Raw genomic sequence first — 26,794 nt, 5'->3', positions numbered from 1 at the left:
GGTTCGGGTCGCGTGGTGGGGACTCGGAGCCGCCCCCCGTCCGAGCGCGGTTCCTCAACCTTCATGTCCGGCGTGGGCGAAGCGAGGCCGAACACGCCGATGTTCGAGTTCGCCATCCGCGACGCAGACACCAACTACCACACCGACCCCGAGGAACTCGACCGGGTCTGGGGCCGGTACGACCTGCCGGTGTCGCTCGCGGTGGTGCCGAAGCACGGCCCGACCCGGTCGCCCGCCGTCCCCGAGGACTACTGGTACGACCGGGACCCGGACGAGCGGTTCCCGCTCGCGGACAACGAGGCGCTCGTCGAGTACCTGCGCGACGGTGTCGAGGCGGACCGGTACTCCGTCCTCCAGCACGGCTACGACCACGTCCGCACTCCCGCTGGCCCGGAGTTCGCCAGACACGGCGACCTGCAGGAGCGACTGGTCGACGGCCGCGAGCACCTCGAGTCGACGCTCGACGTCGACGTGGACGTGTTCGTGCCGCCGGACGGGGCTCTCTCGAGCGCGGGGTCGCGCGCACTCGAACGCGAGCGGATGCGGACCCTCCACTACCTCACGCTCCGGGGTCGGACGCGGAGTCCGGCCGTCGTCCGGACGTTCGCCGCGGACGCGCTGTTCAAGTACCGCCACCGGACGGGCGGGCGACTCACGTTCCTGCAGGACCTCTACCGGCTGTGGGCCATCGGCGACCGGTCGGTGGGGCTGGCGAGTCGGCCCGAACCGTACCGTGTCGACGGTGGCTGGGAGTTCACGGCCGTCTCGCTCGTCGAGTCGGCCGGGCTGGCGCGGGTGAAACGCCAACTCCGGCTGGCCGACGCGCTCGAGGGGAAGTTCTGTCTCGCGCTGCACTACCACGACTTCCGATCCGAGCGGTTCCGCGAGCAGTTCGAGGAGCTGCTCCGGTACGCCCGGACGGAACTCGACCCGAAGTTCGTCCACTGCGAGGCGCTGTTCCGCGGCTGATCCGACGGCCGGGTCACGCGTCGACTCAGGGGCCGGTCCGGGAGCGTTCGACGGCGAGGCGGGCACGTCGGCCACGGCGTCGGAGGGCCACACCCGCCCCTCGGAAGCGGGTGCCCCCGACCCGGACGAGGACGGCGCCGAGGAACACCGTGAGCACGGCCACCCCGACGACGGGGAACAGCAGCGCGAGGAACAGGACGGCGAACAGGCCGAGTGCCAGCGCCGTCCCGACGAGTGTCTCCTGGAGGCCGGGCTCCGGGGCGGTACGCGGCGCGAACTGACCGGGGTTCTGTCGCATCACGGCTAGACGGACGGGCGTGAGCGGGATAAGTGTAATCTGAATGGTATTTCTGTAGGCGACCTTACTGAAATCCGTTTCACCCGACCGACCGAACGGTTCCGACGTCTCAGAGCGGCTCGAGGGTGTCGCCGACGCGGAGGCGCCCGCCCTCCAGCACGTCCGCGCGGAGGCCGCCGCGGTGGACGAACGCCTCGCGGACGCCCGCCTCGGTGAGCGACTCGAGGTGGCTGCACGGTTCACAGAGGAGGACGCCCTCACACACCACGTCGCCGACGCGGAAGCGCTCGCCGACGAGGTGGTTCAGCGCGGCGTCACGGGTGGTGACGTTCCGCCGGTGGTCGGCCAGCGAGACGTCGACGTCGTACTCGCGTGCGACGGCCTCGACGGCCTCCGCCTCGATGAGCGTGAGCGCCGCGCCCCGGCCCGCGCCGTCCTCGCGGAACTTCCGGTCGCCACGGACGCCCTTGCCGGCGACGACCTCGACTGTCTCTCGCGCCTCGGTCGGTTCGCCCGGCGCGGGAGCGGTGTGGAGGGCGACGACCTCGCCTGTACCGTTCATGCCGGGGGGTTCGCCTCGACGGAGTTAGCCGTTTCCCACCCGTGAGACGGGTCCCCGCTACAGCAGGTCGTCCGCGATGATGTTCTTCTGGATTTCCGAGGTCCCGTCGTAGATCTTCGTGATGCGCGCGTCGCGGTAGTAACGCTCGACGGGGTGGTCCGAGACGTACCCGGCACCCCCGAACACCTGCAGGGCCTCGTCGGCCACGTCGACGGCGTGCTCCGAGCAGAACAGTTTCGCCATCGACGCCAGCCGGGTGGCCAGCGCGTCGTCCCCCCCGTCGATGGCCGTGCCGGCCCGGTAGGCGAGCGACCGGCCCGCCTCGATGCTGGTCGCCATCTCCGCGAGCTTGTGCCGGATGGCCTGGAACTCGGCGATGGGCTGGTCGAACTGTTCGCGCTCCCCGGCGTAGTCGCGGGCGGCCTCGAACGCGGCCTGCGCGACGCCCGTCGCCTGCGCGGCCACGTCGGCGCGTGCGGGCGCGAAGAACTGCATCAACTGGTAGAACCCGCGACCCACCTCGCCGACGACGTTCCCCTCGGGGATGCGCAGGTCGTCGAGGTGGACCTCGGCGGTGTCCTGCGCCCGGATGCCGAGCTTGTTGTCGATGCGGCTGGCCTCGTAGCCCCGCACGTCGGTCTCCGTGAGGAACGCGGTGATGCCGCGGTGACCCGCCTCGGGGTCAGTCTTGGCCATGACGATTGCCACGTCCGCGACGGTACCGTTCGTGATCCACATCTTCTCGCCGTTCACGACCCACTCGTCGCCGTCGCGTTCGGCACGGGTCTCCATCCCCGCCACGTTCGAGCCGTGGGCCGGCTCCGAGATGCAGGTGGCGATGGGCGTCTCCCCGCCCGTGATGGCCGGGAGCCACTCCTCTTTCATCCACTCCTCGCCGTAGTCGTGTATCATCCCGGTCCCGAAGTCGGCGGCCGCGATGGCCCCGCCCACGCCGGGGTCGGCCCGCCACAGTTCCTCGGTGACGACGATGGTCGAGACGGCGTCCATCCCGGCCCCACCGTACGCCTCGGGGACGTGCGGCGCGACGAGGTCCAGGTCGGCCGCCTGCTGGCGGAGTTCCTCGGGGTAGCGCTCCTTGGCCTCGTACTCGCTGGCGACCGGCCGAATCTCGCGCTCGCCGAACTCCCGGACGGCGTCGCGGATGGCCTCCTGTTCGGGGGTCAGTCGGAAGGACATGACGGCCGGTTCGGACCCGACGACAAAGACCGTTGGCCCGCTACCGCCACTTCGTCGCGCCGTAGAGGTAGCCGACCCCCACGAACGCCGTGAACAGGCCGAGGAACAGGAGTTGCGATAGCTTCGCCGTCGAGGGACGACGGACGAGCGACCGGAGTCGACGGGGCACGAACTCGGTCAACAGGTCAGCGAGGAACGCGTCCTCCTCGCCCGCGGACTCGGGGACGAAGTGCTCCATCCCGCGTTTCGAGTAGCCCTGCCAGAACGCGCGTTCAAGGAGCCAGCGCGGTTCGGTCCGGTACTCGAACACCTTGTGCGCGACCTCGGCCTCGGGGACGTACCAGACGCCCTCGCCGTACTCGGCGCGCATCCGGGCACAGAGTTCGGTCTCGCCGCCCTGCAGGTGGTTGTCGCCCTTCCGGCCCCCGATGTCCGTCTCGAAGCCGTCGAGCGACTCGAACACCTCGGCGCGGAAGGAGATGTTCGACCCCTTCGTGTTGCGCACCTCGCCCGCGGTGGTCCAGCCGTCCCAGCCGCCGTCCGGCCCGAAGCCACGGTGGGTCACGCCGACGAGCCAGTAGAACTCCGCGGGGAGGTACGCGGGTTTGCCGGCGACCCACGCGGGGACCATCCGGCCACCGACGGCGACGGGGTCGCGCTCCTCGTAGGCCGCGACGAGCAGTTCCAGCCAGCGCTCGTCGGCGATAGCGTCGTCGTCGAGGAAGGCGACCACGTCGCCCGACGCGATCCGAGCGCCGTTGTTCCGGGCGCCGAGCAGGCCGAGGTTCTCGTCGTTCTCGTGGACCACCGCGTCGCCGACCTCGCGCTCGGCGGCGAACTCCTCGTGCATCCGCTCGGCCACCTCGGGGTTGCCGTCGCTGACGAGGACCAGCTCCCAGTCGTCGTAGGTGCCCCGCTGGACCGACCGGGCCGCCTCCCGGAGGTGCTCGTAGCGGTCCAGCGTGTGCGTACAGAGGACGACGGAGACGCGCATCCTTACCGGGGGGTCTGGACCCGCCACCCTACCGTTTTCGCTTCGGGGGCGTCGCACGGCGATCGGAGCCTCAAGAGTCTGGCGGCCGAGACGGAGCGCGCGCCGATGACAAAAGGCTTATGCGCGTTTTCCCGGTGTTTCGACCAATGAGTCAACCCTCCGAGTCCGAGTCGCTCTCGGAGCGCATCGAGGGCCTCGACGGCGCTCTCGACAGCCTCCGTGAGGTGTACCACGTCCCCCTGCTGGGGGCGATGTTCGCGTTCATGCTCTGGGTCCGCGCCCGCCACTGGGAGCGGTTCCAGGTGGACGGACAGGTGCTCTTCTCCGGCAACGACGCCTGGTACCACTACCGGATGGTCGAGTACACCGTCCGGAACTTCCCCGCGACGATGCCGTTCGACCCGTGGACCCGCTTCCCCGAGGGCACGAGCGTCGGCCAGTTCGGCACCCTGTTCGACCAGCTGATGGCGCTGGCCGCCCTGATCGTCGGCCTCGGCTCCCCGACCACCGAGCAGATCCGGATGGTCGTCCTGTTCACGCCCGCCGTGATGGGCGCGCTCGTCATCGTCCCGGTCTACCTCATCGGCGCGCGGCTCTCGAACCGCGTCGGTGGGCTGGTCGCGGCGCTCGTCGTCGCGCTCACGCCCGGCCAGTTCCTCACCCGCTCGCTCGTCGGCTTCGCCGACCACCACGTCGCCGAGACGATGTTCATGGCGCTGGCGGCGCTCGCGCTGCTGGTCGCCATCGACGTGGCGATGCGCGACAAGCCCGCCTGGGAACTCCTCCGCGCCGGCGAGTTCGACGCGCTCCGCCCGACGTTGCTCTGGAGCGGGCTGGCCGGCGTCGCCGCCGCGCTCTACATCTGGGTGTGGCCACCGGGCGTCTTCTTCGTCGGTATCCTCGGCGTCTTCTTCGGCGTCGCCATGCTCCTCCAGTACGTCAGCGGCGTCAGTCCGGACCACCTCGGTATCGTCGGCGTCACCGTCGGCCTCGTCGCGGCCGTCCTCGCGCTGGTCCCCATCAGCGAGTTCGGCCTGAGCGCGACGAACTTCTCGTTGGCCCAGCCGTTGCTCGCCCTCGGACTCGCCGCCGGCGCCGCCGTCGTCGCCGGCGGCGCCCGCGTCTGGGACGCCCGTGACCTCGACAAGCGCGGGTTCCCGCTCGCGCTCTTGACCCTCGCGTTCGGGTCGGCGTTCGTCGTCGCGCTCGTGCTCCCCGACGTGTTCGGCTTCTTCAGCACGCAGGTGACCCGCGTCGTCGGCCTCTCGAGCACGGCGACGGCACTCACCGTCGGCGAGGCCCAGCCCCCGTCGAACCCCTCGCAGTTCATCTACGACTCCTACGGCCTCGCGTTCTTCACCGCCGTCGCCGGCCTCGTGCTGGCGCTCTACCGCTCGGCGACCGACCGCGAACTCGCCCCGAAGTTCCTGTTCCTCGCCGTCTGGGGCGTGTTCCTCTTCCTGGCGACGATGACCCAGCAGCGCTTCGACTACTACCTCGTCCTCGCGGTGGCGAGCGCGAACGCCGTCTTCTTCTCGTGGGTGTTCGACCTCGTCGACCTCGGCTCGCTCGCCCGCGACGTCTCGAACCTCAGCGCCTACCAGGTGCTGACCATCCTCGCCGTCGTGATGGTGCTGACCGTGCCGATGACCTACCGGCCGGGCGGTACCTACGCCAACGCGATGCAGTCGGCCGACCAGCAGGCTGGTCCCGGCCTCGTCCAGAACTGGGACGAGTCGCTGGCGTGGATGAGCACGGAGACCCCCGAGGTCGGTGCCTACGGGACCGGCGACGAGGGCGAACTCCTCGAGTACTACGGCACGTACCCGCGACAGGACGACTTCGCCTACTCCGAGGGGAGTTACGGCGTGATATCGTGGTGGGACTACGGCCACTGGATCACGACGCTCGGCGAGCGGCCGGCGTTCGCCAACCCGTTCCAGCAGAACGCCGAGCAGGCGGCGAACTTCCTGCTGGCGACCAACGAGACTGAGGCGAGTGGCGTCCTCGTGAGCGAGAGTGGCGAGCAGACCCGCTACGTGATGCTCGACTACCAGCTCGGGCTCGCCGGCACGCGGAAGTACTCCGCGCCGGCGGCCTGGGAGTCCGCGCACGACGTGACCGGGGGCGAACTCTCGCAGCCGGTACTCGTCCAGTCTCAGGGGAGCCTCCAGCTCGGGTTCTCCGCGAAGACCGAGCGCGGGATGCGCTCGATGCGCACCCGACTCTACGAGCACCACGGTAGCGCCGTCGGGCCGGAGTCCGCGAACAGCGCGCTCGGCAGCACGGTGGTCGTCGTCGACTGGGAGACGACGAGCATCCAGGGCCAGCAGTACCCGGTCCTGCCGTCGAACAACCAGCCGCTCCGCGCGTTCGGTAACCTCTCGGAGGCCGAGGAGTTCGTCCGGCAGGACGGCACCGCGCAGGTGGGTGGCGTCCTCGGCGAGCCGCCGACGGACCTGCCCGCGCTCCAGCACTACCGGCTGGTCGACACCAGCCCGCAGAACACGGCCAGCGAGACCCCTGCGAGTCGCATCTTCCGGTTCACGGAGGCCGCTCGTACACAGCAGAACCCGAACGCGCTCCAGCCCATCAACGTCCAGCCGTGGGTCAAGACGTTCGAGCGCGTCGAGGGCGCCACCGTCGAGGGTGAGGGGCCGGCCGACACCACGGTCACCGCGCGCGTCCGGATGCAGGTGCCCGGCGGCGCGGGGAACTTCACCTACGTCCAGCACGCCGAGACGGACGCCGACGGGCAGTTCGAGATGGTGCTCCCGTACTCCACGACGGGCTACGACGAGTACGGCCCGGAGAACGGCTACACGAACGTCAGCGTCCGGGCGACGGGTCCGTACCAGTTCAGCACCCAGCCGACGGCCAACGAGTCGGCGTACATCACGCGTTCGTTCGCCAGCGTGGACGTGAGCGAGGGACAGGTCGTCGGTGCCGAGGACGGCCCGGTGCAGGTGACGATGGAGGAGCAGGTGCTCTCCCAGCCCGAGGGCGCGAACACGAACGGGACGGACAGCACGAACACGTCGGACTCGACGACCGACACGAGCACGAACTCGAGCGACTCGACGAGCACCGACGGGACGAACAGCACGTCGACCAACACCACCAGCACGAACGACACGGCGTCGCTCGTGCGACCGCCGGTCGTCGCACCGACGCGAGGCTAGCGTGACGGACGAGTCGCCGACGGCCGGTGACGGCGGCACGGACACCGCCGGCGCTACCCCCCGACTCGACACCGACGACGGCCTTCGGGACTACCTCGTCGTCTACCTGAAGGGCACGGCCATGGGGACCGCGGACGCGGTCCCGGGCGTCTCCGGCGGGACCATCGCGCTCATCGCGGGTATCTACGAGCGACTCATCGCGGCCATCACGGACTTCGACGTCGACCTGTTGCGGTCACTGCTCGGCGTCCACACCGCCGACGGGCGCGCCGAGTTCCTCGGACGGGTCCGGGCGCTCGACCTCGCGTTCCTCGTCTCGCTCGGTCTCGGCGTCGCCACGGCGCTGATCACCGTCTCACGGGTGCTGGAGGTGGCGCTCGTCGAGTACACCGCGCTCACGTTCGCGTTCTTCTTCGGCCTCATCGCCGCGAGCGCCGTCGTCCTCTACGGCGAGGTCCACGTGAACACCCCGCGTCGCGTCGCGGCGGCCGTCTTCGGCTTCGTCTTCGCGTTCGTCCTCACGGGCGAGGTGACGGCCATCCTGCCGAACACGCCGCTGGTCGTCTTCCTCGCGGGCGTCGTCGCCATCTCGGCGATGATACTCCCCGGCATCTCGGGGTCGTTCCTCCTGCTCGTCCTCGGACAGTACGAGTACGTCGTCCGGTCGCTGCGGCAGTTCACCGACGCCGTCGTCGCGTTCGACGCCTCGGCGCTCGTGGCCGACGGGTCCGTCCTCGCGTCGTTCGCCGCGGGCGCCGTCGTCGGCCTGCTCACCATCTCGCGGGTCATCGAGTGGGCGCTCGAACACTACCGCCCGGCGACGCTCACGTTCCTCGTGAGCCTGATGGTGGGGGCGCTGCGCCTCCCGGCCGAACGGGTGCTCGGAGCCACGCCGGAGTTCACGCCCGCCGTCGTCGCGCCACTCGTCCTCGCCGCCGTCGTCGGCGCGGGGGCGGTGCTGGCGCTCGACCACTTCACCGAGGACCTCCTGTAGCGAGGCCGCCACGCCTATCTCGCTCGCGGGCCTCCTCCCGTCGTGTCGCTCACCGACCGACCGACGGTCCAGACGGCCCTCGCGTGTCTCGGCGTCTTCGTCGTCCAGTCCGTGCTGGGCGTCCTCGGTGTCGGCGTGGGGGCGTTCGCGCTCTCCCTCCCGCTCTGGGTGCGGCCGTGGACGCTCGTCCTCGCTACCTACGCCCACGTCGGGGTGGCGCACCTCGTGGCGAACCTCCTCGCGCTCGTGCTCGTCGGCCTCGTCGTCGAACGTGGAACCACCCCGCTCCGGTTCCACGCGTTCTTCCTCCTCGCGGGGGCGCTCGCGGGCGTGGCGGAACTGCTCGTCGCCGCGCTGTTCGCGGGGGGGACGGCGGTCGTCGGCGCCTCGGGCGCGGTGTTCGCCCTGCTCGGGTACGCGCTGGCCGGGAACCGCGCGGTGGGGGCCGTCGGTCGTCGAGTGCGTCTCGACCGGTCGCTCACGCTCGGCCTCTACGTCGCCGTCGCGCTGGTGCTCACCATCGCGACGGCCGGGCCGGGACTCGCGCTGGTCGCCCACTTCACCGGCCTGTTGCTGGGACTGCTGGCCGGCCGGCGTCGACTGCTCCAGAGCCCGGACGCCCGCCCGGTCGTGACCGAACGGTGACGCGTGGGGGAGCGTCCGGGGGAATCTGGGAAACGAACGTGGTGGCCCGGCTCCCAGTCGGTGTATGCACCCGTCCCGCAACGTCCCGGACGTGGCCGTCCCGCTCAGGAGCGTCGCGTGCTGGAGCGCCGTCGTCCTCCCGTCCGCCTACCTACCGATGGTCGCCGACGGGTTCGACGGTCGTCGGGAGCTGGCCCTGTTCGTCGGGCTGCTCGCGGCCCACGCCGTCGCGCTCTCGCTAGGGCACGGCCACGACCCCTGAGCGGCGGCCGGTCCTCCGACGTCGCCGGCTACCGCCGGTCCGCGTCGGCGGGGGAGGCGGCGTCGTATCGCTCGACGAGCGACGCGACCCGGTCGGCGTCGTCGGGGAGCGGCGTCTCGGCCGTCTCGCAGTCGGCGTCGACGCCCAGTTCCTCGCACACCCGATCGGCCGTCGCCTCGGCCATCAGCCTGTGGGTGGTGAGCTTCCCCCCGACGACGCTGGTCAGGCCGGCGACGCCGTCTGTCTCGCCGTGGTCTCGCACGAGGAACCCGCGCGAGGCGTCCCGCCCCTCGCCGGCGACGGCGGGGATCGGGCGGACCCCCCAGTACGACCGGACGACCTCGTCCTCGGTCAGGTCCGGGAGGAGCGCGTGCGCAGCCTCGACCATCGCCGCGGTCGCCGCGCCCTCCCGCGGGTAGTCGTCCGGGTCCGCGACGGTCTCGCTCGTCGTCCCGAGGATGGCGCGCCCACCGACGGGGACGACGATGTCGCCGTCGCTCGGGGGGCGGGCGCGGTTCAGCACCGCCGACGCCTCGCGGTCGACGACCACCATCACGCCCTTCGAGGGGTGCATCTCGAGATCGGCGCCGGCCGTCGACGCCACCTGCCCGGCCCACGCGCCCGCCGCGTTCACGACGTGGGCCGCACGGGCCGTGCCCGCGGGCGTCTCGACGCCGACGACGGTGTCGTCCTCGACGACGAGGTCGGTGACGGGGGTGTGCGTCTCGATGCGTGCGCCCCGGTCGGCCGCGTCGCCCGCCGTCGCCGCGACCAGCGGTGAGGGGTGGACGACGGCGTCCGGGACGGCGAGGGCGGCCCGCACCGTCTCCGGGAGTTCGGGCGCTCGCTCGCGGAGGGCCGCGCCCTCGAGTCGCTCGGTCGGGATGCCACACGCCTCGCAGGCCTCGCGCTTCTCCTCGAGGTACGCGGGGTCGTCGGCCTCGCAGGAGACGAGGAGGCCCCCCGTGTCCGTGACGGCGACGGGCGCGACGTTCCGGAGGACACGGTTCTCGCGGATGCACTCGCGGGCACCGTCCGGGTCGTCGTTCGCGTACCGACCGCCGGAGTGGAGGACGCCGTGGGTGTGGCCCGTCGTCCCCGCCGAGAGGCCGTCCCGGTCGAGCAGCGTCACGTCGACACCGCGCAGCGACAGGTCGCGAGCGACGCCGACGCCCGTCGCGCCCCCACCGACGACGACGACGTCCGTCTCGTGGTCCATACCCGCGCTTGGCTCGGCGGGTACGTGTTCCTTGCCGTCTCCGTCTGGGCCGAACAGTCTTGGCGTCGCCGGCGGAAGGCCAGCCATGACCATCCGCTCGTACCAGGGCACCGAACCGGACATCCACCCCGACGCGTACGTCGACCCGGCGGCGACCGTCATCGGCGAGGTGACCATCGAGGCCGACGCCTCCGTCTGGCCGAACGTCGTCCTCCGCGGCGACCACGGCGCCATCCGCTTGCGGGAGGGCGCGAACGTCCAAGACAACAGCGTCGTCCACGAGGGTGCGGACATCGGTCGGTACGCGACCGTCGGGCACACGGCCATCGTCCACGGCTGCGAGGTGGGCGAGCGTGCGCTCGTCGGGATGGGGAGCATCGTCCTCGACGACTGCGTCGTCGGCGAACAGGCGATGGTCGGCGCGAACGCACTGGTCACCGAGGGGACCGAGATCTCGGACTACGCGGTGGCGATGGGAACGCCCGCCGAGGTGGTGCGCGAGGGGGGGGAGGGCGAGTCCCCGTGGGCGTTCGCCGCCGACGTGTACACAGACCTCGCGGACGCGCACGCGACGGAGAGCGAGGTGCTGTACGAGCAGTGGCCGCCGGCCGACGACGAGGGCTGAGCCGTGTCCGAGTACGTCGCCGCCGTCGACCAGGGGACCACCGGCACCCGGTGTATGGTGTTCGACCGAGCGGGCCGGGTCGTCGGGAGTGCCTACGAGACCCACGAGCAGTTCTACCCCGAGCCGGGGTGGGTCGAACACGACGCCGTCGAGATCTGGGAGAACACGGTAGCGGTGGTCCGCGACGCGCTCGAGGCGGCCGACTGTGCCGGGTCCGACCTCGCGGCCATCGGCGTGACGAACCAGCGCGAGACGACGGTCCTCTGGGACCGCGAGACCGGCGAGCCGGTCGCCCCCGCCATCGTCTGGCAGGACCGCCGGACGACCGAGCGCGTCGAGCGACTCGAACAGGAGGGTCGTGCGCCGGAGATACGCCGACGGACGGGGCTGGAGCCGGACGCGTACTTCTCGGCGACGAAACTGGAGTGGCTGCTGGAGGAGGCCGACCCCATCGAACCGGACCGGAGCGGGCCGGGCGTCCGCGAGCGGGCCGAGGCCGGCGACCTCGCGTTCGGCACGATAGACTCGTGGCTGGTCTGGAAGCTCACCGGCGAGCACGTCACGGACGTCACGAACGCCTCGCGGACGATGCTGTTCGACGTCCACGAGCTGGCGTGGGACGACGACCTGCTGGCGGAGTTCTCGGTGCCGCATGCGGTGCTCCCCGAGGTCCGGCCCTCCAGCGACGAGGCGGAGTACGGCCGGACCGACCCGGACGGCTTGCTCGGCGCCGCGGTGCCGGTGACGGCCGCGCTCGGCGACCAGCAGGCCGCCCTGTTCGGCCAGTGCTGTTTCGAGGCCGGCGAGGCCAAGAACACCTACGGGACGGGGTCGTTCCTGCTCTGTAACACCGGCACCGAGGCCGTCGAGAGCGACCACGGCCTGCTGACGACCGTCGCGTTCCAGCGATCGGGCGAGGCCCCACGCTACGCGCTGGAGGGGTCGGTGTTCGTCACCGGCGCAGCCGTCGAGTGGCTCACGGACGTCGGCCTCGTCGAGGAGGCAGCCGAGACCGAGCGCCTCGCCCGGTCGGTTGACTCGCCCGATGGCGTCTACTTCGTCCCCGCTTTCACCGGCCTCGGGGCGCCCCACTGGGACGGCCGGGCCCGCGGCACCATCGTCGGGATGACCCGCGGGACGGGTCGTGAACACCTCGTCCGGGCGACGCTGGAGGCCATCGCCTTCCAGACGCGCGACGTGGTCGAGGCGATGGCGGCCGACGCTGGCCCCGTCGAGAGCCTGCAGGTCGACGGCGGGGCGGTGAAGAACTCCTTCCTGTGCCGGTTGCAAGCCGACGCGCTCGGGGTACCCGTGGTCCGCCCGGAGGTGGACGAGACGACGGCGCTCGGGGCGGCCTACGCCGCGGGCCTCGCGGTGGGCTACTGGGACGACCTCGACGACCTGCGGGCGAACCACCGGGTCGACCGGACGTTCGACCCGGACCCGGACGCCGCGGTGGCCGACCGCTACGACCGGTGGTTGGAGGCCGTCGAACGCGCGAAGGGGTGGGCAGCGGACTGAGTGAGGGCGCGCGCGGCACCTCGTCGTGGCGCGCGCGGAACGAGCCGTGCGGCACGGGTCGGGGACCCCCGGTAGCGCGCCGTGCCTGCCCCGTCACCCGTGTCACCGCGACCCGTGTCTCGCAGTACTTGCCGGGGTTTCTTCAGGCCCCGCAGCGGAGAATCGAGCATGACCGTACTCGCGGCCGTCGACGGCGAACGGGACTACGACCGCGTGGTCGCCGTCGGCAAGGACCTGGCGGAGGCTCACGACGAGACGCTCGTGGTCCTGCACGTGATGCCGGACGAGGAGTTCGCGGACCGGCAGGAGAAACCCGACTACTACCTCGACACGGCCGAGGAGGACGCCCGGAGCACCGCCCGTCGCGTCGTCCGCGCGACGCTCGGCGGGTTCGACGGCGTCGAGGTGGCCGGCGAGGTCGGCGACGTTGTCGAGACCATCATCCGCGAGGCCGGCTACCGCGAGGCCCGCTACATCGTCGCCGGCGGCGAGCGCCGGAGCCCCGTCGGCAAGGCGCTGTTCGGCGACGTGACACAGGACCTCCTCCTGGAGGCCACCTGCCCGGTGGTGACCGTACTCCGCGACCGGTACGAGGCCGAGGACCGGGACGCGTAGTCACAGGTCGTCGAACCCGGAGACCCCCGGCAGGTCGGTGACGAACGCGGCACCGAACGCGCCGCCCGGCGTCTGGAAGCCCGGATCGGCGTCCCCCCCGAGGACGCGCTCGGCCGCCGCCACGGCGGCGTCGGCGGTCAGCGCGTAGGGCTCGGGCGTCGTGAGCCGTGTCTGGACCGACTCGCCGGTCCGCTCGTCGCGTGCCTCGCCCCACACCTCCGCCCGGCCGCGTTCACGCCGTCGCTCGCTGGGCCCCTCGACGGTGCGCTCCACCAGCGTCTGCAGGAGTGGCTTCGCCAGCCGCAGCCCTGCCGACGGGAGGAACCGCGACCCGCGCATCCCGAGCCGGGCCACCTGCGGGATGGCCGCGTAGGTCGTCACGTTCGGGACGCCAGTGGTCCACGGGGCCGTCGCGAGGTCGCCCCACGGGATGGCCGTCACCGTCCGCTCGCGGTCCGCGAACGGGACCCTGCGGGTGGCGTGGGCGACCGGCCTGTGGAGCAGTCTCCCGTCGCGGCGGACCGCGCCCCCCTGTCCGAGACTCTCCAGTGCCGAGAGCGCCGTCCCCCGCGAGACGGAGGAGAGGCCCGCGAACGCGAGTTCGAGGTGCGTCGCGTCCGGGAGTCGGTCAGCGAGGTGGCGGGCGGTGCAGTCGGTCGGCACCACGTCGAAGCCGACGCCGGGCAGCAGGGTGGCGTCGGCGTCCGCGGCCACCCCGTCGCGGGCCGCGATACCCTCGAACACCGCTATCTCTCCGGTGATGTCCAGGTAGTCGACGCCGTGCTCGAGACAGGCGTCGACGACGGGCTCGTAGGTGTCGACGAACGGCCCCGCACAGTTCAGCAAGGTGTCGACGCCGTCGAGGTTCGCGCCCGTCTCCTCGACGGGGAACGCACGGTACTCGCAGTCGTTGGCCGCGGCCACGTCGGCGAGTCGAGCCCCGTTCCGTCCGGCCAGCACGGGGTCGAGTCCCGCCTCGACCGCCGTCTCGGCGACGAGTTCGCCGGTGTAGCCGTAGGCGCCGTAGATGCAGAGCACGGCGGGGGGTCGACCGCTGGCGGCTAAACCCCGGCGTTCGGGGCAGTGTCAGCGGAGTCGGCGCTCGGCCGCGGCGATGTCGGCGGCCGTGTTGACGTTGACACGCCACTCGTCGGCCGCCAGTGTGAGCGTCTCCACGCGCCCGTCGCGCGCGAGACGGGTGACCGCGTCGCTCAGTTCGTACTCCCCACGTGCGGAGGGGTCGACGGCCCGGCAGGCGTCGAAGACGGCCGGCGAGAACGCGAACGCGCCCGTCTGTACCTCCAGCGACGGCGGGTCGTCGGGCTTCTCGACGACGCGCAGGCCCGCCTCGTCGCGGACGAGGACGCCGGTCTCGCGGGCCACGTCCTCGCTCACGCGCTCGGTCAGGAGGACGGCGTCGGCGTCCGTGGCCTCGCGGTGGGTCGCCAGCCGGGAGAGGTCGGCGGCGAAGACGTTGTCGGCGTTGCAGTGGAGGAACGGGCCGTCGACGGCCGGTGCGGCACACAGGAGGGCGTCGGCCAGCCCCCGAGGCTCGGCCTGTTCGACGTAGGTGACGGGGCAATCCGCGTACCGGTCGCCGAGGTGCGAACGGAGACGGTCACCCCGGTAGCCGACCACGACGACGTACTCGGAGACGGCCGGAGCGAGCGCGTCGAGGACGTGTTCGACGAGCGGCGTGCCGCCGACGGGGACCAGCGGCTTCGGGCGGTCGGCGGTGAGTGCGCCGAGGCGCGAGCCACGGCCGGCGGCGGGGACGACGGCCTGCACGCGCTGGGAGTGGGGCGGCGGCGGGAAGAACGCGACGGTCCGGTCGACTCGGCTCGGTCAGTTCGCGGGGACGAGGTAGGTGCGCCCGCCGCGGCGCTCGAGGTAGACCTCCTCGTCGGCGGCGATCTCCGGGACGCGGTCGGCGGGGAGGTCGGAGACGTCGACGGCCCCCGGGAGCGTCCGTCGCTGGCGGTCCGGCCTGGTGTGTATCGTGTCGATGGCCATACACTGCGTAAGTGTCTCGGGACTATGAACGTCAGCCACCCGGAGTGAAAGTGAAACCGACAGACAGAGGCGAGGTAGAGGCGCTCACGGGGTGCGGAACGGCCGGCTCAGATTCTGAAGCCCGAGCGAGTGTTTATATGTGCACACCCCATTGCGCGAGTATGGCATTCGCCCCGGGCATCGACCGAGAGGACAAGGAGAGTAGTGTCACCGTCGAGATGTTGTACCGCGAACTGAGTAGCGGCGGTGGGTCCGGAGACATCGAGTCGCCGACGGACCTGCTCGGTGACGTCTCGGATGCACTCTTCCCCGGAGAGGCGGTCGAACTCGACGAGTCGGTCGTCAAGGGGAACCTCGACGCGGTGCTGCTGGCGCTGGTGGCGACGCAGGACCACAACACGCACGGCAAGGGCCTGATGGAGACGCTCGCGACGGCGTTCGGTGCGGAGTTCTCGCCGGGGACGGTCTACCCCAGCCTCCACGACCTGGAGGAGGACGGCTGTCTGGAGACCCGCGAACTCGTCCGCACGAAGGAGTACGCCGTCGACGACGCGGACCTGTCCCGCGAGCGCGTCGCCGCCGCGGCCCGCCAGCACCTCCTGCTCGGGGCGTTCCTGCAGGAGGTCGCCGGCGACCTGTAGCGCGTTCGACGACCACCTCCCCACTTCTCACGTTATCCCCTCGCCGAGCGGCCGCCCTCTCGAACGGGGAAGGCTTTACACGCCACCCGGAGACGCCCCCGTATGGACTGTACCGCGGAGGGGTCGCACCGTGGTTGACCCCGTCGGGCTCCTCGTCGTCGTCGTCGCCGCGTTCGCGGGCGGCGCGTTCGGCGCGGCCGTCGGCGCGCTCCCGGCGCTCACCCTCGCCGGCGTCGCCCTCGTCGTCGGGGAACTCGCGGAGCTCCTCGGGGGCGCGCCTCCCCCGACGGCCGGGAGTCCCGTGGCGCTCGGAGCGACCGGTCTCACCGCGAGCGTGGGGCTCGGCCCCTTCCTCGGCCCGCAGGTCGCCTTCGCCGGCGGGGCGGCGGCGGCCGCCTTCGCCGCCCGGAAGGGCTCCCTCGACCACCCGTTCCCGTACCACCACGCGAAGGCCGTGGCCCGCCCACTGGGACTCCGCGCCGACGCCCTCGTCGCCGGTGGCGCGTTCGGCGTCGTCGGCCTCCTGCTGACCGGCCTCTCGGCCGGGACCTTCGGCCCGGTCGGCGGGACCCTCCCCTGGCCCGGCCTCCCCTGGGACCCGCTCGCCTTCTCCATCGTCGTCTCGGGGTTCCTCCACCGCCTCGCCTTCGGCTACCCGCTGGTCGGCACCGTCCGCGGGGGTGTCCTCGACATGCGGCCCTACGCCCGGGGCGAGCGTCGCGGGCCGCCTCCGACCCGGAGCGACGAGGACGCCTCGCCCCCGGACGCCGAGGAACTGGCGTCGACCCACCTCTCGCGGTTCGTCGTCGAACCGTGGCGCCCAGAGCAGTCCGACTGGGTGCGCGTCGCGCTCGTCGGCGTTGGCGCGGGCGTCCTCGCGGCGCTCGTCACCTACCTCACCGGCCGGCCGCTCCTCGCGTTCGGGCTGGCCGTCGCCTCGCTCGCGTTCGTCCTCGTCGACGACGAGCGCATCCCCGACGCGTTCCCCGTGACCTACCACGTCGCGCTGCCGGCGGGCGTCGCGGTCGTCGGCCTCGCGGGGAGTGCGACGGGCGGGGCGGTCGCCGCGGCCGTCTCACCCGCCGTCGCCCTCGTCGCCGGCGCGCTGGTGGGGACGTTCGCGGCGCTCGTCGGTGAGGTGGCCCAGCGCGTGCTCTACGCGCACGCCGACACCCACCTCGACCCGCCGATGGTGGCCATCCTCCTCACGTCGTTCCTCCTCGCGGTCCTCGACGTGGCCGGGGTGTTGACCCAGAACACGATCCCGACGCCGTTCTGAGACGAGGGCGACTCGAGACCGATCACTCGGGGCCGACCACGTCCGCCCGCCACGCGGCGAACGGCGCGAACACGTCGTCCTCCTCGAAGCGTTCGACGCAGGGCACGTCGTACGGGTGGAGGTCGACGACCCGCTCGGCCAGCGCGTCGTACCCCGCGTCGGTCGTCTTGCAGAGCAACACCACCTCGCGCTCCTCGTGTACCTCGCCCTCCCAGCGGTAGGTCGAGTCGCAGTCGACCCGGTTCACGCAGGCCGCGAGACGCTCCTCGACGAGCGTCCGCGCGATGTCCGCGGCCGCCTCGGGCGGGGCGGTGACGTACGCGGTCGGCATCCTACGCGGTGCGGCGGACGGGGTTGTACGAGCCGTTGATGTCCCACTCGTGGACGCAGTGGGGCCGGCCGACTCGACGCTCCCCGTCGACGGTCTCGATGACCCAGTTCTCCGTCTCCGCGTCCCAGACGTCCCGGCGGCCACAGCGGGTGCACGCCCGCTCGGTGGGCGGCACGATCTCGACGGTCATACCCCCTCTGGGTCGCCGGGGGTATTGAACGCCGCGGCCGGTGGCACTTTTACCGGGGCGGCCCTACGTCGGGCGATGGTACGTCGACGGTCCCTGCTCGCGGCACTCGGCACCGGCGGCTCACTCGGTCTCGCCGGGTGTGCCGACGCCGGCGGGCCGACCACCCCGGACCTGCTCGAGTTCTCCCTCCCGACGGCCGCCGAGACGGTCCCGACCCGCTACACCTGCGAGGCCGACGACGGCGTCGGCGTCTCGCCGCCGATCGAGATCACCAGCGTCCCGCCGCCGACGGAGGCGCTGGCGCTCGTCTTCGAGTACCCGAACAGCGTCGGTGGCACGTTCACCCACTGGGTGGCGTGGAACCTCCCGGCGGACACCGACCGCGTCCCGGAGGCGGTGCCGACCGACTCGTCGCCGCCCGAACTCGACGGTGGCGTCCAGGGCCAGAACGGTACCGGCAGGGTCGGGTACGTCGGTCCCTGTCCCCCGCCGTCCGAGGAGCCACAGCGCTACTGGCTCACGCTGTACGCCCTGCGTCGGGAACTCGACGTGCCCGCCGGGAGCGAGCGTGACCCGGTCGACGACGCGCTCGAGACGGCCACGCTCGCGTCGAAGCGGCTGACGACCTACTTCCGGCGACCGCTGGGGAGCGACGACGCCGGGGGGACGGCCACCCGGACGCCGCTCGAGTAGACCCGCGGCCCGATGGCCGGACTCATGTCACCCCGCATCCTACGGCGGGTATGGGTTTCCACACGTTCGACGCGGGCCACGCGGAGCGACTCGAGGACGAGGGGCGCTACCGGTACGTCTCGGTGGACGAGCTGCTCGCACTGTTCGACCCGAGCGAGGACGACGTCGTCGCCGACTTCGGGAGCGGGACGGGGTTCTACACAGACGACGTGGCGCCGTACGTCGACACCGTCCACGCCGTCGACGTCCAGGAGGAGATGCACGCGTTCTACCGGGAGAAAGGCGCGCCCGACAACGTCGCGTTCGTCACCGCCGAGGTGGCCGACCTGCCGTTCGACGACGACGCCCTCGACGGCGCGTTCACCACGATGACGTTCCACGAGTTCGCCACCGAGGAGTCGATGGCAGAGGTGGCTCGTGTCCTCGCGCCGGGCGCCCGCTTCGGCGTCGCCGACTGGTCCGCGAACGGCCGGGGGGAGGCCGGCCCGCCCCGTGACGAGCGGTACGCCCTCGCCGACGCGGAGGCGATGGCCGAGGCCGCCGGCCTCGTCGTCGAGCACGGCTCCGAGCGCCGGGAGACGTTCGTCGCCAGCCTCCGCGCCGAGTGATTTCTTGACGAACGTCCACTCGGTGGCGTATTAACGAATTATATTCTCTGTATGGCTTGCAGGACAACCGTTTTATCCGCTCGATTGCGACTGTCTATCACATGCGCGGAATCGACCCCTACACCCCCGAACTGTCCACGTACGAGTGTCACGACTGTGGCCACCGGGTCACCGTCTCGGGTCACCGCGGGGAGTGTCCCGAGTGTACCGGCGAGGTCCGCAACATCGCCGTCCCGAGAGAGTAGGTCGCCGTCCAGCCGCCGGCCAGTCGACCGACCACTGTCCCGGTCCAGCCCTCCGACCGCCCCACCTGTTTTTGTCTCCCCCCGTCGTCGACTGTCCCCGTGAGCGACGCGGCGGCCACGACGACCGACGACCAGCCCACCGACGCCGGCACCAGCACCGGCACGGACTGGCACGCCCTCTCGGTCGAGGAGACGTTCGACCGACTCGACAGCGGCGCGGACGGCCTCTCGGCCGCGGAGGCGGCGACGCGTCGCGAGCGGTACGGCCCGAACGAACTCCCGGCGGCCGACGGCCGGAGCGCCCTCTCGGTGCTGGCAGACCAGTTCCGCTCCGTCCTCGTGCTCGTCCTCGTCGTCGCGGCGGCGCTCTCGGCCGCGACGGGCCACGTCATCGACGCCGTCCTCATCGCCGGCATCCTCGTCGCCAACGGCCTGTTCGGTTTCGTCCAGGACTACCGGGCCGAGCGGGCGCTGGAGGCGCTGCGGGAGATGGCCGCGCTGGAGGCCACGGTCAGTCGCCCCGACGGGACCGAACGGGTCGACGCCCGCGAACTCGTCCCCGGCGACGTGGTCGTCCTCGAGTCTGGCGACAGCGTCCCCGCGGACGCCCGCCTCGTGACCGCGGAGTCGCTCTCGGCGGAGGAGGCGTCGCTGACCGGCGAGTCCGTCCCCGTCGAGAAGTCGACCGACCCACTCGACCCGGAGACGCCGCTGGCCGACCGGACCGACCTCGTCTTCCGGGGGACGAGCGTCGCCCGGGGGCGGGCCCGCGCCGTGATAGTCGCCACCGGGAGCGACACCGAACTCGGCGGTATCGCCACCGCGCTGCGCGAGTCGTCCGACGAGGAGACGCCGCTGCAGGCCGACCTCGACCAGCTCGGGCGGCGGCTCGCCGTCGGCGTGTTCGTCGTCGCGGCGGTCGTGCTCCCCCTGCTCGTCCTCGGCGGGACCGACACGGTGCAGGCGGCACTCACGGCCGTCTCGCTGGCCGTGGCGGCCGTCCCGGAGGGGTTACCGGCAGTGGTGACGCTCACCCTCGCGCTCGGCGTCCGCCGGATGGCCGCGGAGAACGCCCTCGTCCGTCGACTCCCCGCGGTCGAGGCGCTCGGTGCCGTCGACGTGGTCTGTACCGACAAGACGGGCACCATCACCGAGGGGGAGATGCGGGTGACCGAGGCGTGGGTGCCCGACGAGACGTTCGAACTCGACGACGTGGCCGAGGACGAGCGCCTCCGGGGCCTCCTCGAGGCCGGCGCGCTCTGCAACGACGCGACCGTGGAGGACGGGGACCCGACCGAGCGCGCCCTCGTCCTCGCCGCCGAGGACGTTGGGATGGACGTGGCGGCGCTTCGCGAGCGCCGACCCCGGACCGACGAGCGGCCATTCGACGCCGACCGGCGGCGGATGGCGACGGTCCACGGCGAGGACGTCTACGTCAAGGGGGGGCCGGGGGCGGTGCTCGACCGTGCCACCGCCTACCGCGGGTCGGACGGCGACGAACCGCTCGACGACGCGACCCGTGACCGGGTCCTCGAACAGGTCGAGGCGTTCTCCGACCGGGCGCTCCGGGTGCTGGCCGTCGCCGAGGGGTCGGACCCGGCGAACCCGGAGTCCTCGCTGACACTGCTGGGACTGGTGGGGATGCTCGACCCGCCGCGCGAGGAGGTGGCCGAGGCCATCGAGGACACCAAGCACGCGGGCGTGGCGGTGAAGATGATAACCGGTGACCACCCCGGTACGGCGGCGGCCATCGCCGAACAGGTCGGTATCGGCGGCGAGGTGCTGACCGGCAGCGAGGTCGACGGGATGGACGACGCCACGCTCGCCGAGCGCGTCGAGTCCGTCGACGTGTTCGCCCGCGTCACGCCCAGCGGGAAGGTGCGATTGCTCGAGGCGCTGCAGGAGAACGGCCACGCGGTGGCGATGACCGGCGACGGCGTGAACGACGCGCCCGCGCTCCGCCGGGCCGACGTGGGCATCGGGATGGGTATCCGCGGGACCGACGTGGCCAGAGAGGCCAGCGACGTGGTGTTGCTGGACGACAACTACGCCACCATCCGCAACGCGGTCCGACGGGGACGGACCATCTTCGACAACGTCTGGAAGTTCGTCGCCTACCTGCTCTCGGCGAACCTCGCGGAGGTCCTCCTCGTCCTGCTGGCGTCGCTCGCGGGCTACCTCATCTTGCCGGCGGTCCAGTTGCTCTGGATCAACCTCCTGACAGACGGCCTCCCGGCGCTCGCCATCGGCGCGGACCCCGCCAGCGAGGACGTGATGGAGCGGCCGCCGCGGGACACGGAGAAGGGGGTCATCGACGGCGGCCTCCTCCGGGTGGGCGGGGGTGTGGCGCTCACCACCACCGTCGTCCTCCTCGGCCTGACGTTCCTGACGCTGGACGGGGCGCCCACCGCCACCGAGTACGCCGTGACGATGGTGTTCACCGCGTTCGTCGTCTTCGAGTTCACGAAACTCTACGTCGTCCGGTGGGCGCGCGGGACTCTGCCAGGGACGAACCGGTGGCTCGAGGTGGCCGTCGTCGTCTCGTTCCTCCTGCACCTGACGGTGCTCTACACGCCGCTCTCGGGGCCGTTCGGGACGGTGCCGCTCTCGCTGGCCGACTGGGGGCTCATCGGCGGGGCGCTGGTGCTCGCCGTCCCCGGCTTCGTCGCCTCGGCCGTGCTGTCCCGGCGGTGGGCACGGGACACCGGGACGGCGGCACAATAGTCACGTACCCCCACGCCCGACAGCGGGTATGGAACTCCACGCGGAGGCGATCGACCTCGTGACGCGGTCACCGACGGTCGTGTTGAACGCGGCCGACGCGCGGGAACTCGGCGTCAACCCGCTGGACCGCGTCCAGGTCCGCTGGAACGGCCGGTCGGTGGTCTGCATCGTCGAGGTGACAGAGGAACTGGTACCACCGGGCGAACTCGGCGCCACCGAGCGGGTCGGGCACCTCGACGGGATGGTGGAGGTGACGCTCGCGCCGCGGCCCCGGTCGGTCCAGTACGTCCGCAAGAAACTCGACGGCATCGAACTCGAACCCACCGAGGTCCGACGGATCGCCGAGGACATCACGGAGGACCGGCTCTCGGACATCGAACTCTCGGCGTACGTCACCGCCGTCTACACCCGCGGGTTCTCCTCGGCGGAGACGCTCGCGCTGACCGAGGCAATGACCGGGGCGGGCGACCGCCTCTCGTGGGACACGGACGTGGTGGCGGACAAGCACTCCATCGGCGGCGTGGCGGGCAACCGCGTCACGCCCGTCCTCGTCCCCATCGTCGTCGCCGCGGGCGTGACGGTGCCCAAGACGTCCTCGCGGGCCATCACCTCGCCCGCCGGCACCGCGGACACGATGGAGGTGTTCTGTAACGTGTCGTTCGACGCCGACGGCATCCGGCGCATCGTCGACGAGGCGGGTGGCTGTCTCGTCTGGGGTGGCGGGGTCGACCTCTCGCCGGCCGACGACCGCATCATCCGGGCGGAGTACCCCCTCTCACTCGACCCGCAGGGCCAGCTCGTCGCGAGCGTCCTCTCGAAGAAGCGCTCGGCCGGGTCGACCCACGTCGTCCTCGACGTGCCGTACGGCGAGGACGCGAAGACCGGGTCACTGGAGGAGGCGCGGGAACTCGCCGAGGAGTTCAAGAAGGTGGCCGACCACCTCGGGCTCCACCTCACCTGCGCCATCACGCGGGGGAACGCGCCCATCGGCCGCGGCATCGGGCCGGTGCTGGAGGCGCGCGACGTCCTCGCGGTGCTGTCGGGCGACGGCCCGGAGGACCTGCGACAGAAGAGCGTGCGGCTCGCGGGGCTGTTGCTGGACGCCTGCGGCGTCAACGCGGACGCGGACGAACTGCTCGAGTCGGGGGCCGCAGAGCGGGCGTTCCGCGACATCGTCGCGGCCCAGGGGGGCGACCGGGACGTGTCGCTGGCTGACCTGACGCCGGGCGAGCACACTCACACCCTCGAGGCGCGCCGGCCGGGCGTCGTCAGCCACGTCGACAACGGCCTCGTCTCGGAGGTGGCCCGCCGGGCGGGTGCGCCCCGCGACGCCGGCGCGGGCCTCGAACTCCAGCGGCGGCTCGGGGAGGAGGTGGCCGAGGGCGACGCGCTGCTCACCGTCTACGCCGAACACGAGGAGAAACTGGAGGAGGCACGCGGCCTGCTCGTCGGGAGCGAACCCATCCGGGTCCGACCGCCGGGGGAGTCGGTGGTCGAGCACCTGTAGGCGCAACGTTTATGATGTGTCGTGACATACCACGGTGTGCGGCGGGAGCCGCGAGAACACACCGGACGACCGGAGCAAGAAACCCTTCAAGGGAGTACGGTTCCGGTTGGGGGCAACAACCGAAGGGCCCGTAACAGGGCGACGAGGTCAACGCTCCGAAGGAGAACCGCAGCAGCCCAGGACCCGTCCGTCGCGACGGACTGGCGAGAAGGCGAAGTACCGGACGCCGCGTGAGGGGCGTTCGAGAACCCGGCGCAGTACGAACGGCCGGTGCCGGAAGTGCCGTACGGGCTGTGGAAAACGTCTCCCGTCCGGGTTCCATTCGCGGGCTCTCGTCCCGTTTCTACAACCGCCGAGTCATCACTCCGGATACCGCCGGTCGACGCTCGCACTCAGGTACTCGTCCAGTAGCGTCGGAAAGTCACGGCCGCGGATGTACCGCAGGCCGAACGCCTCGGCCCAGTCGACGATGCCCTGGTCCTCCGTGACGACGCCAGCCTCCAGTTCGCGGGCCAGCACCAGCAGGTCGAAGTCCTCGCGCGAGTCGAGGATGCCCCCGCGGAGCGCGTCCCGGTACTCGTCGCGCAGCTCGGAGACCACCCGGTCGACGGCGGAGATGGGACTCTCGTCTCCCTCGGCGGCGTCGGCCATCGAGTCCTCCGCCCGACGGACCGCGCGCTCGGAGACGCGGAGGCCCCGGTTGACACGACCGGTCATCTCGTCGATGTACTCGTAGACCACGTCGGCGGGGACGGTCACGCCGTAGCGGTCGGGGTGCTTCTTGATGAGCCAGGTGTTCAACTTCGAGACGGTGGCCTCTGGCACCGACCGGTCGGCGAGCATCCCGGTCAGTTCCTCGTACACCGAGGGCGGGATGTAACAGGAGATGTTGAGTTCGAGCTTCGCCTCGGCGAGCAGATCGAGGAACCGCTCCAGGGCGTCGGCCAGCGACTCTCCGTCCTCGCGTATCTCGTCGGTGAGGAACAGGGAGGTGTCGAGGACGAACCGCTGTTTCAGCGGGTGTTCCGGCATACGGTACGTTGCCGGCCACCGGACAAAAGGCTACGCTCGCGTTCGCTGCCGCACCCGGGTCAGACCTTCAGCACGCGCCGGGGCGCGTTCTTCACCACGTGCTCGGCGACGCTCCCGGTCCGGTGACCGGGGTTGTTGCCGAACGCGCCGACCACGACGAGATCGGCGTCGATCTCCTCGGCGTAGTCCAGTATCTCCTCTTTCGGGATGCCGTGGCAGACGCGGGTGACGAACTCCACGTCCCGCTCGGCGGCGGTCGACGCCACGTCATCGAGGACCTCGTGCCCGAAGTCCTCGACGGCGTCGACCGAGAGCTCCGCCGAGGAGAGCGCCGGCTCACCGAGCAGGCCCGTGTCGACCACGTAGACGCCGTGGACCGTCGCGCCGTGTTCCGCGCCGAGTCCGACCGCCAGGTCCGCGGCTCGTTCTGCCCGTTCGCTACCGTCTACCGCGACCAGTATCGTTTCGAACACGTCGAATCACTGGAGGTGGATAGCCCACGGTCGCTGAAGAATCCCGAGTGGGCGCGCGCCAATCACGGCACTGGGACTGTCTCGAACGCCGTGACGGATGCCGGTGACCCTGGAGGACCCTCGTTCGCTTCGCACACTCGCCTCGCGTGTCGCTCCCTCCGGTCGCTCCCGCTCACGATCTCGAGGACCCTCGTTCGCTTCGCACACTCGGGTCCTCGCCCTACTCGAACTCCGGGAGGTCGTCCGGCGCCTCGAAGGCCGACTCCCACTCGATGTACTCCTCTTTCAGCACGTCGGAGACGACCTGGCCGAGCTCGGTCAGGCCCGCGTTGATCGCCGAGACCTGTCCCCACGAGGAGAGGTCGGGGTGGAGGTCACGCTCCTTCCAGTCCTCGGGGAGGCCGGGGGCGTGGTAGCCCACCCGGTCGGCGAAGTCGTCCCAGAAGAAGTCGAAGCGCCGCACCAGTTCGAGGTCGGTGACGATGGCCCACTCCTCGACGCCGAGGTCGGTGTGCTCGGCCCACTCGTAGAACGAGCGCTCCCACGCCCCGTCCTGCAGGTACTCGTCGAGTTCCTCACGCCGGTAGTCGGTGTCCCCGACGATGGTGGCGTCCTCGTACTCGTTGGCGTCCACGCCGGGTTCGAGCTCCGGCGGTTCGGGCGCGTCCACGTCGAGACTCATGGCCGACAGGAGGTCGGCGGTGGGGATAAACCGTGCCCCGCCGGACCGGTACGGCGAAGGCCGGGAATGCCGACGCCGCGGTATGGCTCGGGTCCCGTCGACACCCCGGCGTGGCCCACGCGCCGTCCTCCTCGTCAGTCTCCTGTTCGGCCTCGCGTACCTCGGGTTCACGTTCGCCCGCCGCCCCGAGCGCTTTCGACCTGCCCGGTGGCCTCCCGCCCGAGGCGTCCTACGTCACGGTCCGGCGGCCGCTCTCGGTCCTCGGCCTCACGGGGACTGCACTCACCGCCGGCGCCGCGCTCGTCGTCGGGCCGCCCGTCGCGGCCCTCTACACGAGAACCGACGTGGCGACGGTTCGAGGCCGCCTCGTCGGCGTCTACGCGACGCTCGGCGGGTTGCTCGCGTTCCTCCCGTCGTTCCCCGTCTACCTGCTGTTCCTCGCGTACCCGCTGGTCCCGATGGTCTACCACTTCGAGGGACGGGCGCGCGGGTGGGCCGTCGCCGGGGGCCTCCTGCTCGCCTGCTCGCTCCGCCTGGACGACCTCCGGGTGCTGCTCGCGCCGCTCGGTGGGTTCGGCGACTCCGTGCTGGCCGTGCTCGCTCCCGTCTTCACGTTCGTCACGCCGCCGCTACTGGGGTTGTCGGCGCTGTTCGTGGCCTGCTGGCTGTCGGTGGCCGATGGCCCACCCGACTAGTCGTCCTCCAGCCGTGCCACCACCGTCGCCAGTTGCTCGCGCTGCTCCTCGATGGCTCTCTCGCGGAGCGCCTCCTCGGTCTCCGTCTCGCAGACGAGTTCCGGCACCCCCGTCGGGTGTCCCTCGTCGTCCAGCGCGACGAACGTGAAGAACGAGGTGGTGGTCTTGCGCCGGTTCGTCTCGCCGCCCTTCGGGTCCTCGGCGTGGACCGAGACCCGACAGTCGAGGCTCGTCCGTCCGGTCCGGAAGACGTAGGCGTCGAGTTCGACCACCTCGCCGAGGTCGATGGGCGAGAGGAAGTCGGTGTGGTCCATCGACGCCGTGACACACTGGCGCCCCGAGAAGCGCATCGCCGCCACCGCGGCACAGAGGTCCATCCAGTGCAGGACCGTCCCCCCGAGCGCGCGGCCGAGGTTGTTCGTCTCGTTGGGGAGGAGGAGTTCGGTCATCTCGGTACGGGAGGTGGCGAGCGTGGCCGTCGCGTTCGACATACCGTGAGCGTGTCCCGGCGGTGGCAAAACGTTCCCGACCCGCGGCCCGAGGCGCGTGACACCTCGTGTGCGTGTCGATAGCTGTAAACGGGAGGGACCGCTTCCTG

The 26,794-nt window shown here is 71.5% G+C and carries 30 protein-coding genes; 16 read left to right on the top strand and 14 right to left on the bottom strand.

All coding sequences use genetic code 11. From position 1 onward, the window contains the following. Positions 1-72: 72 nt before the first annotated feature. On the top strand, positions 73-969 hold the full coding sequence (locus tag N0B31_RS08750) for a DUF2334 domain-containing protein (protein ID WP_260643484.1): 897 nt from the start codon (positions 73-75) through the stop codon (positions 967-969). A gap of 25 nt (positions 970-994) precedes the next feature. Here N0B31_RS08750 and N0B31_RS08745 read toward each other — a convergent pair whose 3' ends face one another. From N0B31_RS08745 to aglG, 4 genes are all read right to left on the bottom strand, one after another. Continuing rightward, the gene (locus N0B31_RS08745; protein WP_260643483.1) at positions 995-1,267 is read right to left on the bottom strand and encodes a hypothetical protein; all 273 of its coding nucleotides are present in this window, start codon (positions 1,265-1,267) and stop codon (positions 995-997) included. A 109-nt stretch (positions 1,268-1,376) separates the two neighbouring features. Then, positions 1,377-1,829 (bottom strand): MOSC domain-containing protein, encoded by a 453-nt coding sequence (locus tag N0B31_RS08740; RefSeq protein ID WP_260643482.1) that lies wholly within the window; start codon positions 1,827-1,829, stop codon positions 1,377-1,379. Positions 1,830-1,886: 57 nt separating this feature from the next. Beyond that, positions 1,887-3,026 (bottom strand): acyl-CoA dehydrogenase family protein, encoded by a 1,140-nt coding sequence (locus N0B31_RS08735; protein WP_260643481.1) that lies wholly within the window; start codon positions 3,024-3,026, stop codon positions 1,887-1,889. A gap of 40 nt (positions 3,027-3,066) precedes the next feature. Next, positions 3,067-4,020, bottom strand: a complete 954-nt coding sequence (aglG, locus tag N0B31_RS08730; RefSeq protein WP_260643480.1) for a glucosyl-dolichyl phosphate glucuronosyltransferase — start codon at positions 4,018-4,020, stop codon at positions 3,067-3,069. Positions 4,021-4,166: 146 nt separating this feature from the next. Here aglG and N0B31_RS08725 point away from each other — a divergent pair, with 146 nt between their 5' ends. The 4 genes from N0B31_RS08725 (at position 4,167) to N0B31_RS08710 (ending at position 9,103) form a co-directional block, all read left to right on the top strand. Then, the gene (locus N0B31_RS08725; RefSeq protein ID WP_260643479.1) at positions 4,167-7,202 is read left to right on the top strand and encodes an oligosaccharyl transferase, archaeosortase A system-associated; all 3,036 of its coding nucleotides are present in this window, start codon (positions 4,167-4,169) and stop codon (positions 7,200-7,202) included. Between the two features lies 1 nt (position 7,203). Continuing rightward, positions 7,204-8,196 carry a DUF368 domain-containing protein gene (locus N0B31_RS08720; RefSeq protein WP_368389221.1) on the top strand — a complete coding sequence of 331 codons (993 nt, stop codon included), beginning with the start codon at positions 7,204-7,206 and terminating at the stop codon, positions 8,194-8,196. Between the two features lie 42 nt (positions 8,197-8,238). After that, positions 8,239-8,841 carry a rhomboid family intramembrane serine protease gene (locus tag N0B31_RS08715; RefSeq protein ID WP_260643478.1) on the top strand — a complete coding sequence of 201 codons (603 nt, stop codon included), beginning with the start codon at positions 8,239-8,241 and terminating at the stop codon, positions 8,839-8,841. Positions 8,842-8,905: 64 nt separating this feature from the next. Continuing rightward, complete coding sequence (locus tag N0B31_RS08710; protein ID WP_260643477.1) at positions 8,906-9,103, top strand: DUF8028 family protein; 198 nt, start codon at positions 8,906-8,908, stop codon at positions 9,101-9,103. Positions 9,104-9,131: 28 nt separating this feature from the next. Here N0B31_RS08710 and N0B31_RS08705 read toward each other — a convergent pair whose 3' ends face one another. Beyond that, the gene (locus tag N0B31_RS08705) at positions 9,132-10,322 is read right to left on the bottom strand and encodes an FAD-dependent oxidoreductase (protein WP_260643476.1); all 1,191 of its coding nucleotides are present in this window, start codon (positions 10,320-10,322) and stop codon (positions 9,132-9,134) included. Between the two features lie 85 nt (positions 10,323-10,407). Here N0B31_RS08705 and N0B31_RS08700 point away from each other — a divergent pair, with 85 nt between their 5' ends. The 3 genes from N0B31_RS08700 (at position 10,408) to N0B31_RS08690 (ending at position 13,083) form a co-directional block, all read left to right on the top strand. Further along, entirely contained in the window at positions 10,408-10,947 is a 540-nt protein-coding gene (locus N0B31_RS08700) for a gamma carbonic anhydrase family protein (protein WP_260643475.1), read from the top strand. A 3-nt stretch (positions 10,948-10,950) separates the two neighbouring features. Continuing rightward, complete coding sequence (gene glpK, locus N0B31_RS08695) at positions 10,951-12,468, top strand: glycerol kinase GlpK (RefSeq protein ID WP_380627405.1); 1,518 nt, start codon at positions 10,951-10,953, stop codon at positions 12,466-12,468. A 168-nt stretch (positions 12,469-12,636) separates the two neighbouring features. Further along, on the top strand, positions 12,637-13,083 hold the full coding sequence (locus N0B31_RS08690; RefSeq protein WP_260643474.1) for a universal stress protein: 447 nt from the start codon (positions 12,637-12,639) through the stop codon (positions 13,081-13,083). On the opposite strand, the gene N0B31_RS08685 is transcribed toward N0B31_RS08690, so the two are convergent. From N0B31_RS08685 to N0B31_RS08675, 3 genes are read right to left on the bottom strand one after another with little or no spacing between them, the layout of a single operon-like run. Continuing rightward, entirely contained in the window at positions 13,084-14,121 is a 1,038-nt protein-coding gene (locus N0B31_RS08685) for a saccharopine dehydrogenase family protein (protein WP_260643473.1), read from the bottom strand. Positions 14,122-14,169: 48 nt separating this feature from the next. Next, complete coding sequence (locus tag N0B31_RS08680; protein WP_260643472.1) at positions 14,170-14,871, bottom strand: sugar phosphate nucleotidyltransferase; 702 nt, start codon at positions 14,869-14,871, stop codon at positions 14,170-14,172. 57 nt (positions 14,872-14,928) lie between these two features. Beyond that, entirely contained in the window at positions 14,929-15,096 is a 168-nt protein-coding gene (locus tag N0B31_RS08675) for a hypothetical protein (RefSeq protein WP_260643471.1), read from the bottom strand. Positions 15,097-15,257: 161 nt separating this feature from the next. On the opposite strand from N0B31_RS08675, the gene N0B31_RS08670 reads away from it, so the two are divergent. Both N0B31_RS08670 and N0B31_RS08665 read left to right on the top strand, forming a co-directional pair. Next, positions 15,258-15,737 carry a PadR family transcriptional regulator gene (locus tag N0B31_RS08670; protein ID WP_260643470.1) on the top strand — a complete coding sequence of 160 codons (480 nt, stop codon included), beginning with the start codon at positions 15,258-15,260 and terminating at the stop codon, positions 15,735-15,737. Between the two features lie 130 nt (positions 15,738-15,867). Continuing rightward, positions 15,868-17,016, top strand: coding sequence for a DUF7973 family transport facilitator (locus N0B31_RS08665; RefSeq protein WP_260643469.1), 1,149 nt, complete (start codon positions 15,868-15,870; stop codon positions 17,014-17,016). Positions 17,017-17,038: 22 nt separating this feature from the next. Here the strand turns inward: N0B31_RS08665 and cutA are convergent, their stop codons facing one another. Both cutA and N0B31_RS08655 read right to left on the bottom strand, forming a co-directional pair. Further along, a complete protein-coding gene (gene cutA / locus N0B31_RS08660; protein ID WP_260643468.1) occupies positions 17,039-17,347 on the bottom strand; it encodes a divalent-cation tolerance protein CutA in 309 nt (102 codons plus the stop codon). A gap of 1 nt (position 17,348) precedes the next feature. Next, complete coding sequence (locus N0B31_RS08655; RefSeq protein ID WP_260643467.1) at positions 17,349-17,537, bottom strand: HEWD family protein; 189 nt, start codon at positions 17,535-17,537, stop codon at positions 17,349-17,351. Between the two features lie 75 nt (positions 17,538-17,612). Here N0B31_RS08655 and N0B31_RS08650 point away from each other — a divergent pair, with 75 nt between their 5' ends. From N0B31_RS08650 to N0B31_RS08630, 5 genes are all read left to right on the top strand, one after another. Beyond that, a complete protein-coding gene (locus tag N0B31_RS08650; RefSeq protein WP_260643466.1) occupies positions 17,613-18,230 on the top strand; it encodes a YbhB/YbcL family Raf kinase inhibitor-like protein in 618 nt (205 codons plus the stop codon). Positions 18,231-18,280: 50 nt separating this feature from the next. After that, a complete protein-coding gene (locus N0B31_RS08645; RefSeq protein ID WP_260643465.1) occupies positions 18,281-18,838 on the top strand; it encodes a class I SAM-dependent methyltransferase in 558 nt (185 codons plus the stop codon). Between the two features lie 101 nt (positions 18,839-18,939). Continuing rightward, entirely contained in the window at positions 18,940-19,083 is a 144-nt protein-coding gene (locus N0B31_RS08640) for a rubrerythrin-like domain-containing protein (protein ID WP_260643464.1), read from the top strand. 99 nt (positions 19,084-19,182) lie between these two features. Further along, the gene (locus tag N0B31_RS08635; RefSeq protein ID WP_260643463.1) at positions 19,183-21,807 is read left to right on the top strand and encodes a cation-translocating P-type ATPase; all 2,625 of its coding nucleotides are present in this window, start codon (positions 19,183-19,185) and stop codon (positions 21,805-21,807) included. Between the two features lie 28 nt (positions 21,808-21,835). Beyond that, positions 21,836-23,314: an AMP phosphorylase gene (locus N0B31_RS08630; RefSeq protein ID WP_260643462.1), complete on the top strand. Its 1,479-nt coding sequence runs from the start codon at positions 21,836-21,838 to the stop codon at positions 23,312-23,314. 360 nt (positions 23,315-23,674) lie between these two features. On the opposite strand, the gene N0B31_RS08625 is transcribed toward N0B31_RS08630, so the two are convergent. From N0B31_RS08625 to N0B31_RS08615, 3 genes are all read right to left on the bottom strand, one after another. Beyond that, a complete protein-coding gene (locus N0B31_RS08625; RefSeq protein WP_260643461.1) occupies positions 23,675-24,346 on the bottom strand; it encodes an RNA ligase partner protein in 672 nt (223 codons plus the stop codon). A 59-nt stretch (positions 24,347-24,405) separates the two neighbouring features. Then, complete coding sequence (locus tag N0B31_RS08620; protein WP_260643460.1) at positions 24,406-24,819, bottom strand: universal stress protein; 414 nt, start codon at positions 24,817-24,819, stop codon at positions 24,406-24,408. 220 nt (positions 24,820-25,039) lie between these two features. Continuing rightward, positions 25,040-25,501: a DUF7992 family protein gene (locus N0B31_RS08615; RefSeq protein WP_260643459.1), complete on the bottom strand. Its 462-nt coding sequence runs from the start codon at positions 25,499-25,501 to the stop codon at positions 25,040-25,042. Positions 25,502-25,611: 110 nt separating this feature from the next. On the opposite strand from N0B31_RS08615, the gene N0B31_RS08610 reads away from it, so the two are divergent. Further along, entirely contained in the window at positions 25,612-26,196 is a 585-nt protein-coding gene (locus N0B31_RS08610) for a hypothetical protein (protein ID WP_260643458.1), read from the top strand. Here the strand turns inward: N0B31_RS08610 and N0B31_RS08605 are convergent. Next, positions 26,193-26,687 (bottom strand): acyl-CoA thioesterase, encoded by a 495-nt coding sequence (locus N0B31_RS08605; RefSeq protein ID WP_260643457.1) that lies wholly within the window; start codon positions 26,685-26,687, stop codon positions 26,193-26,195. The two genes, N0B31_RS08610 and N0B31_RS08605, sit on opposite strands and share 4 nt — an antisense overlap. Positions 26,688-26,794: the final 107 nt, after the last annotated feature.

Source organism: Salinirubellus salinus, assembly GCF_025231485.1.
Classification (GTDB): domain Archaea; phylum Halobacteriota; class Halobacteria; order Halobacteriales; family Haloarculaceae; genus Salinirubellus; species Salinirubellus salinus.
The sequence above is the reverse complement of the archived record's forward strand: the minus strand, read 5'-3'. Positions and strand labels throughout refer to the sequence as shown.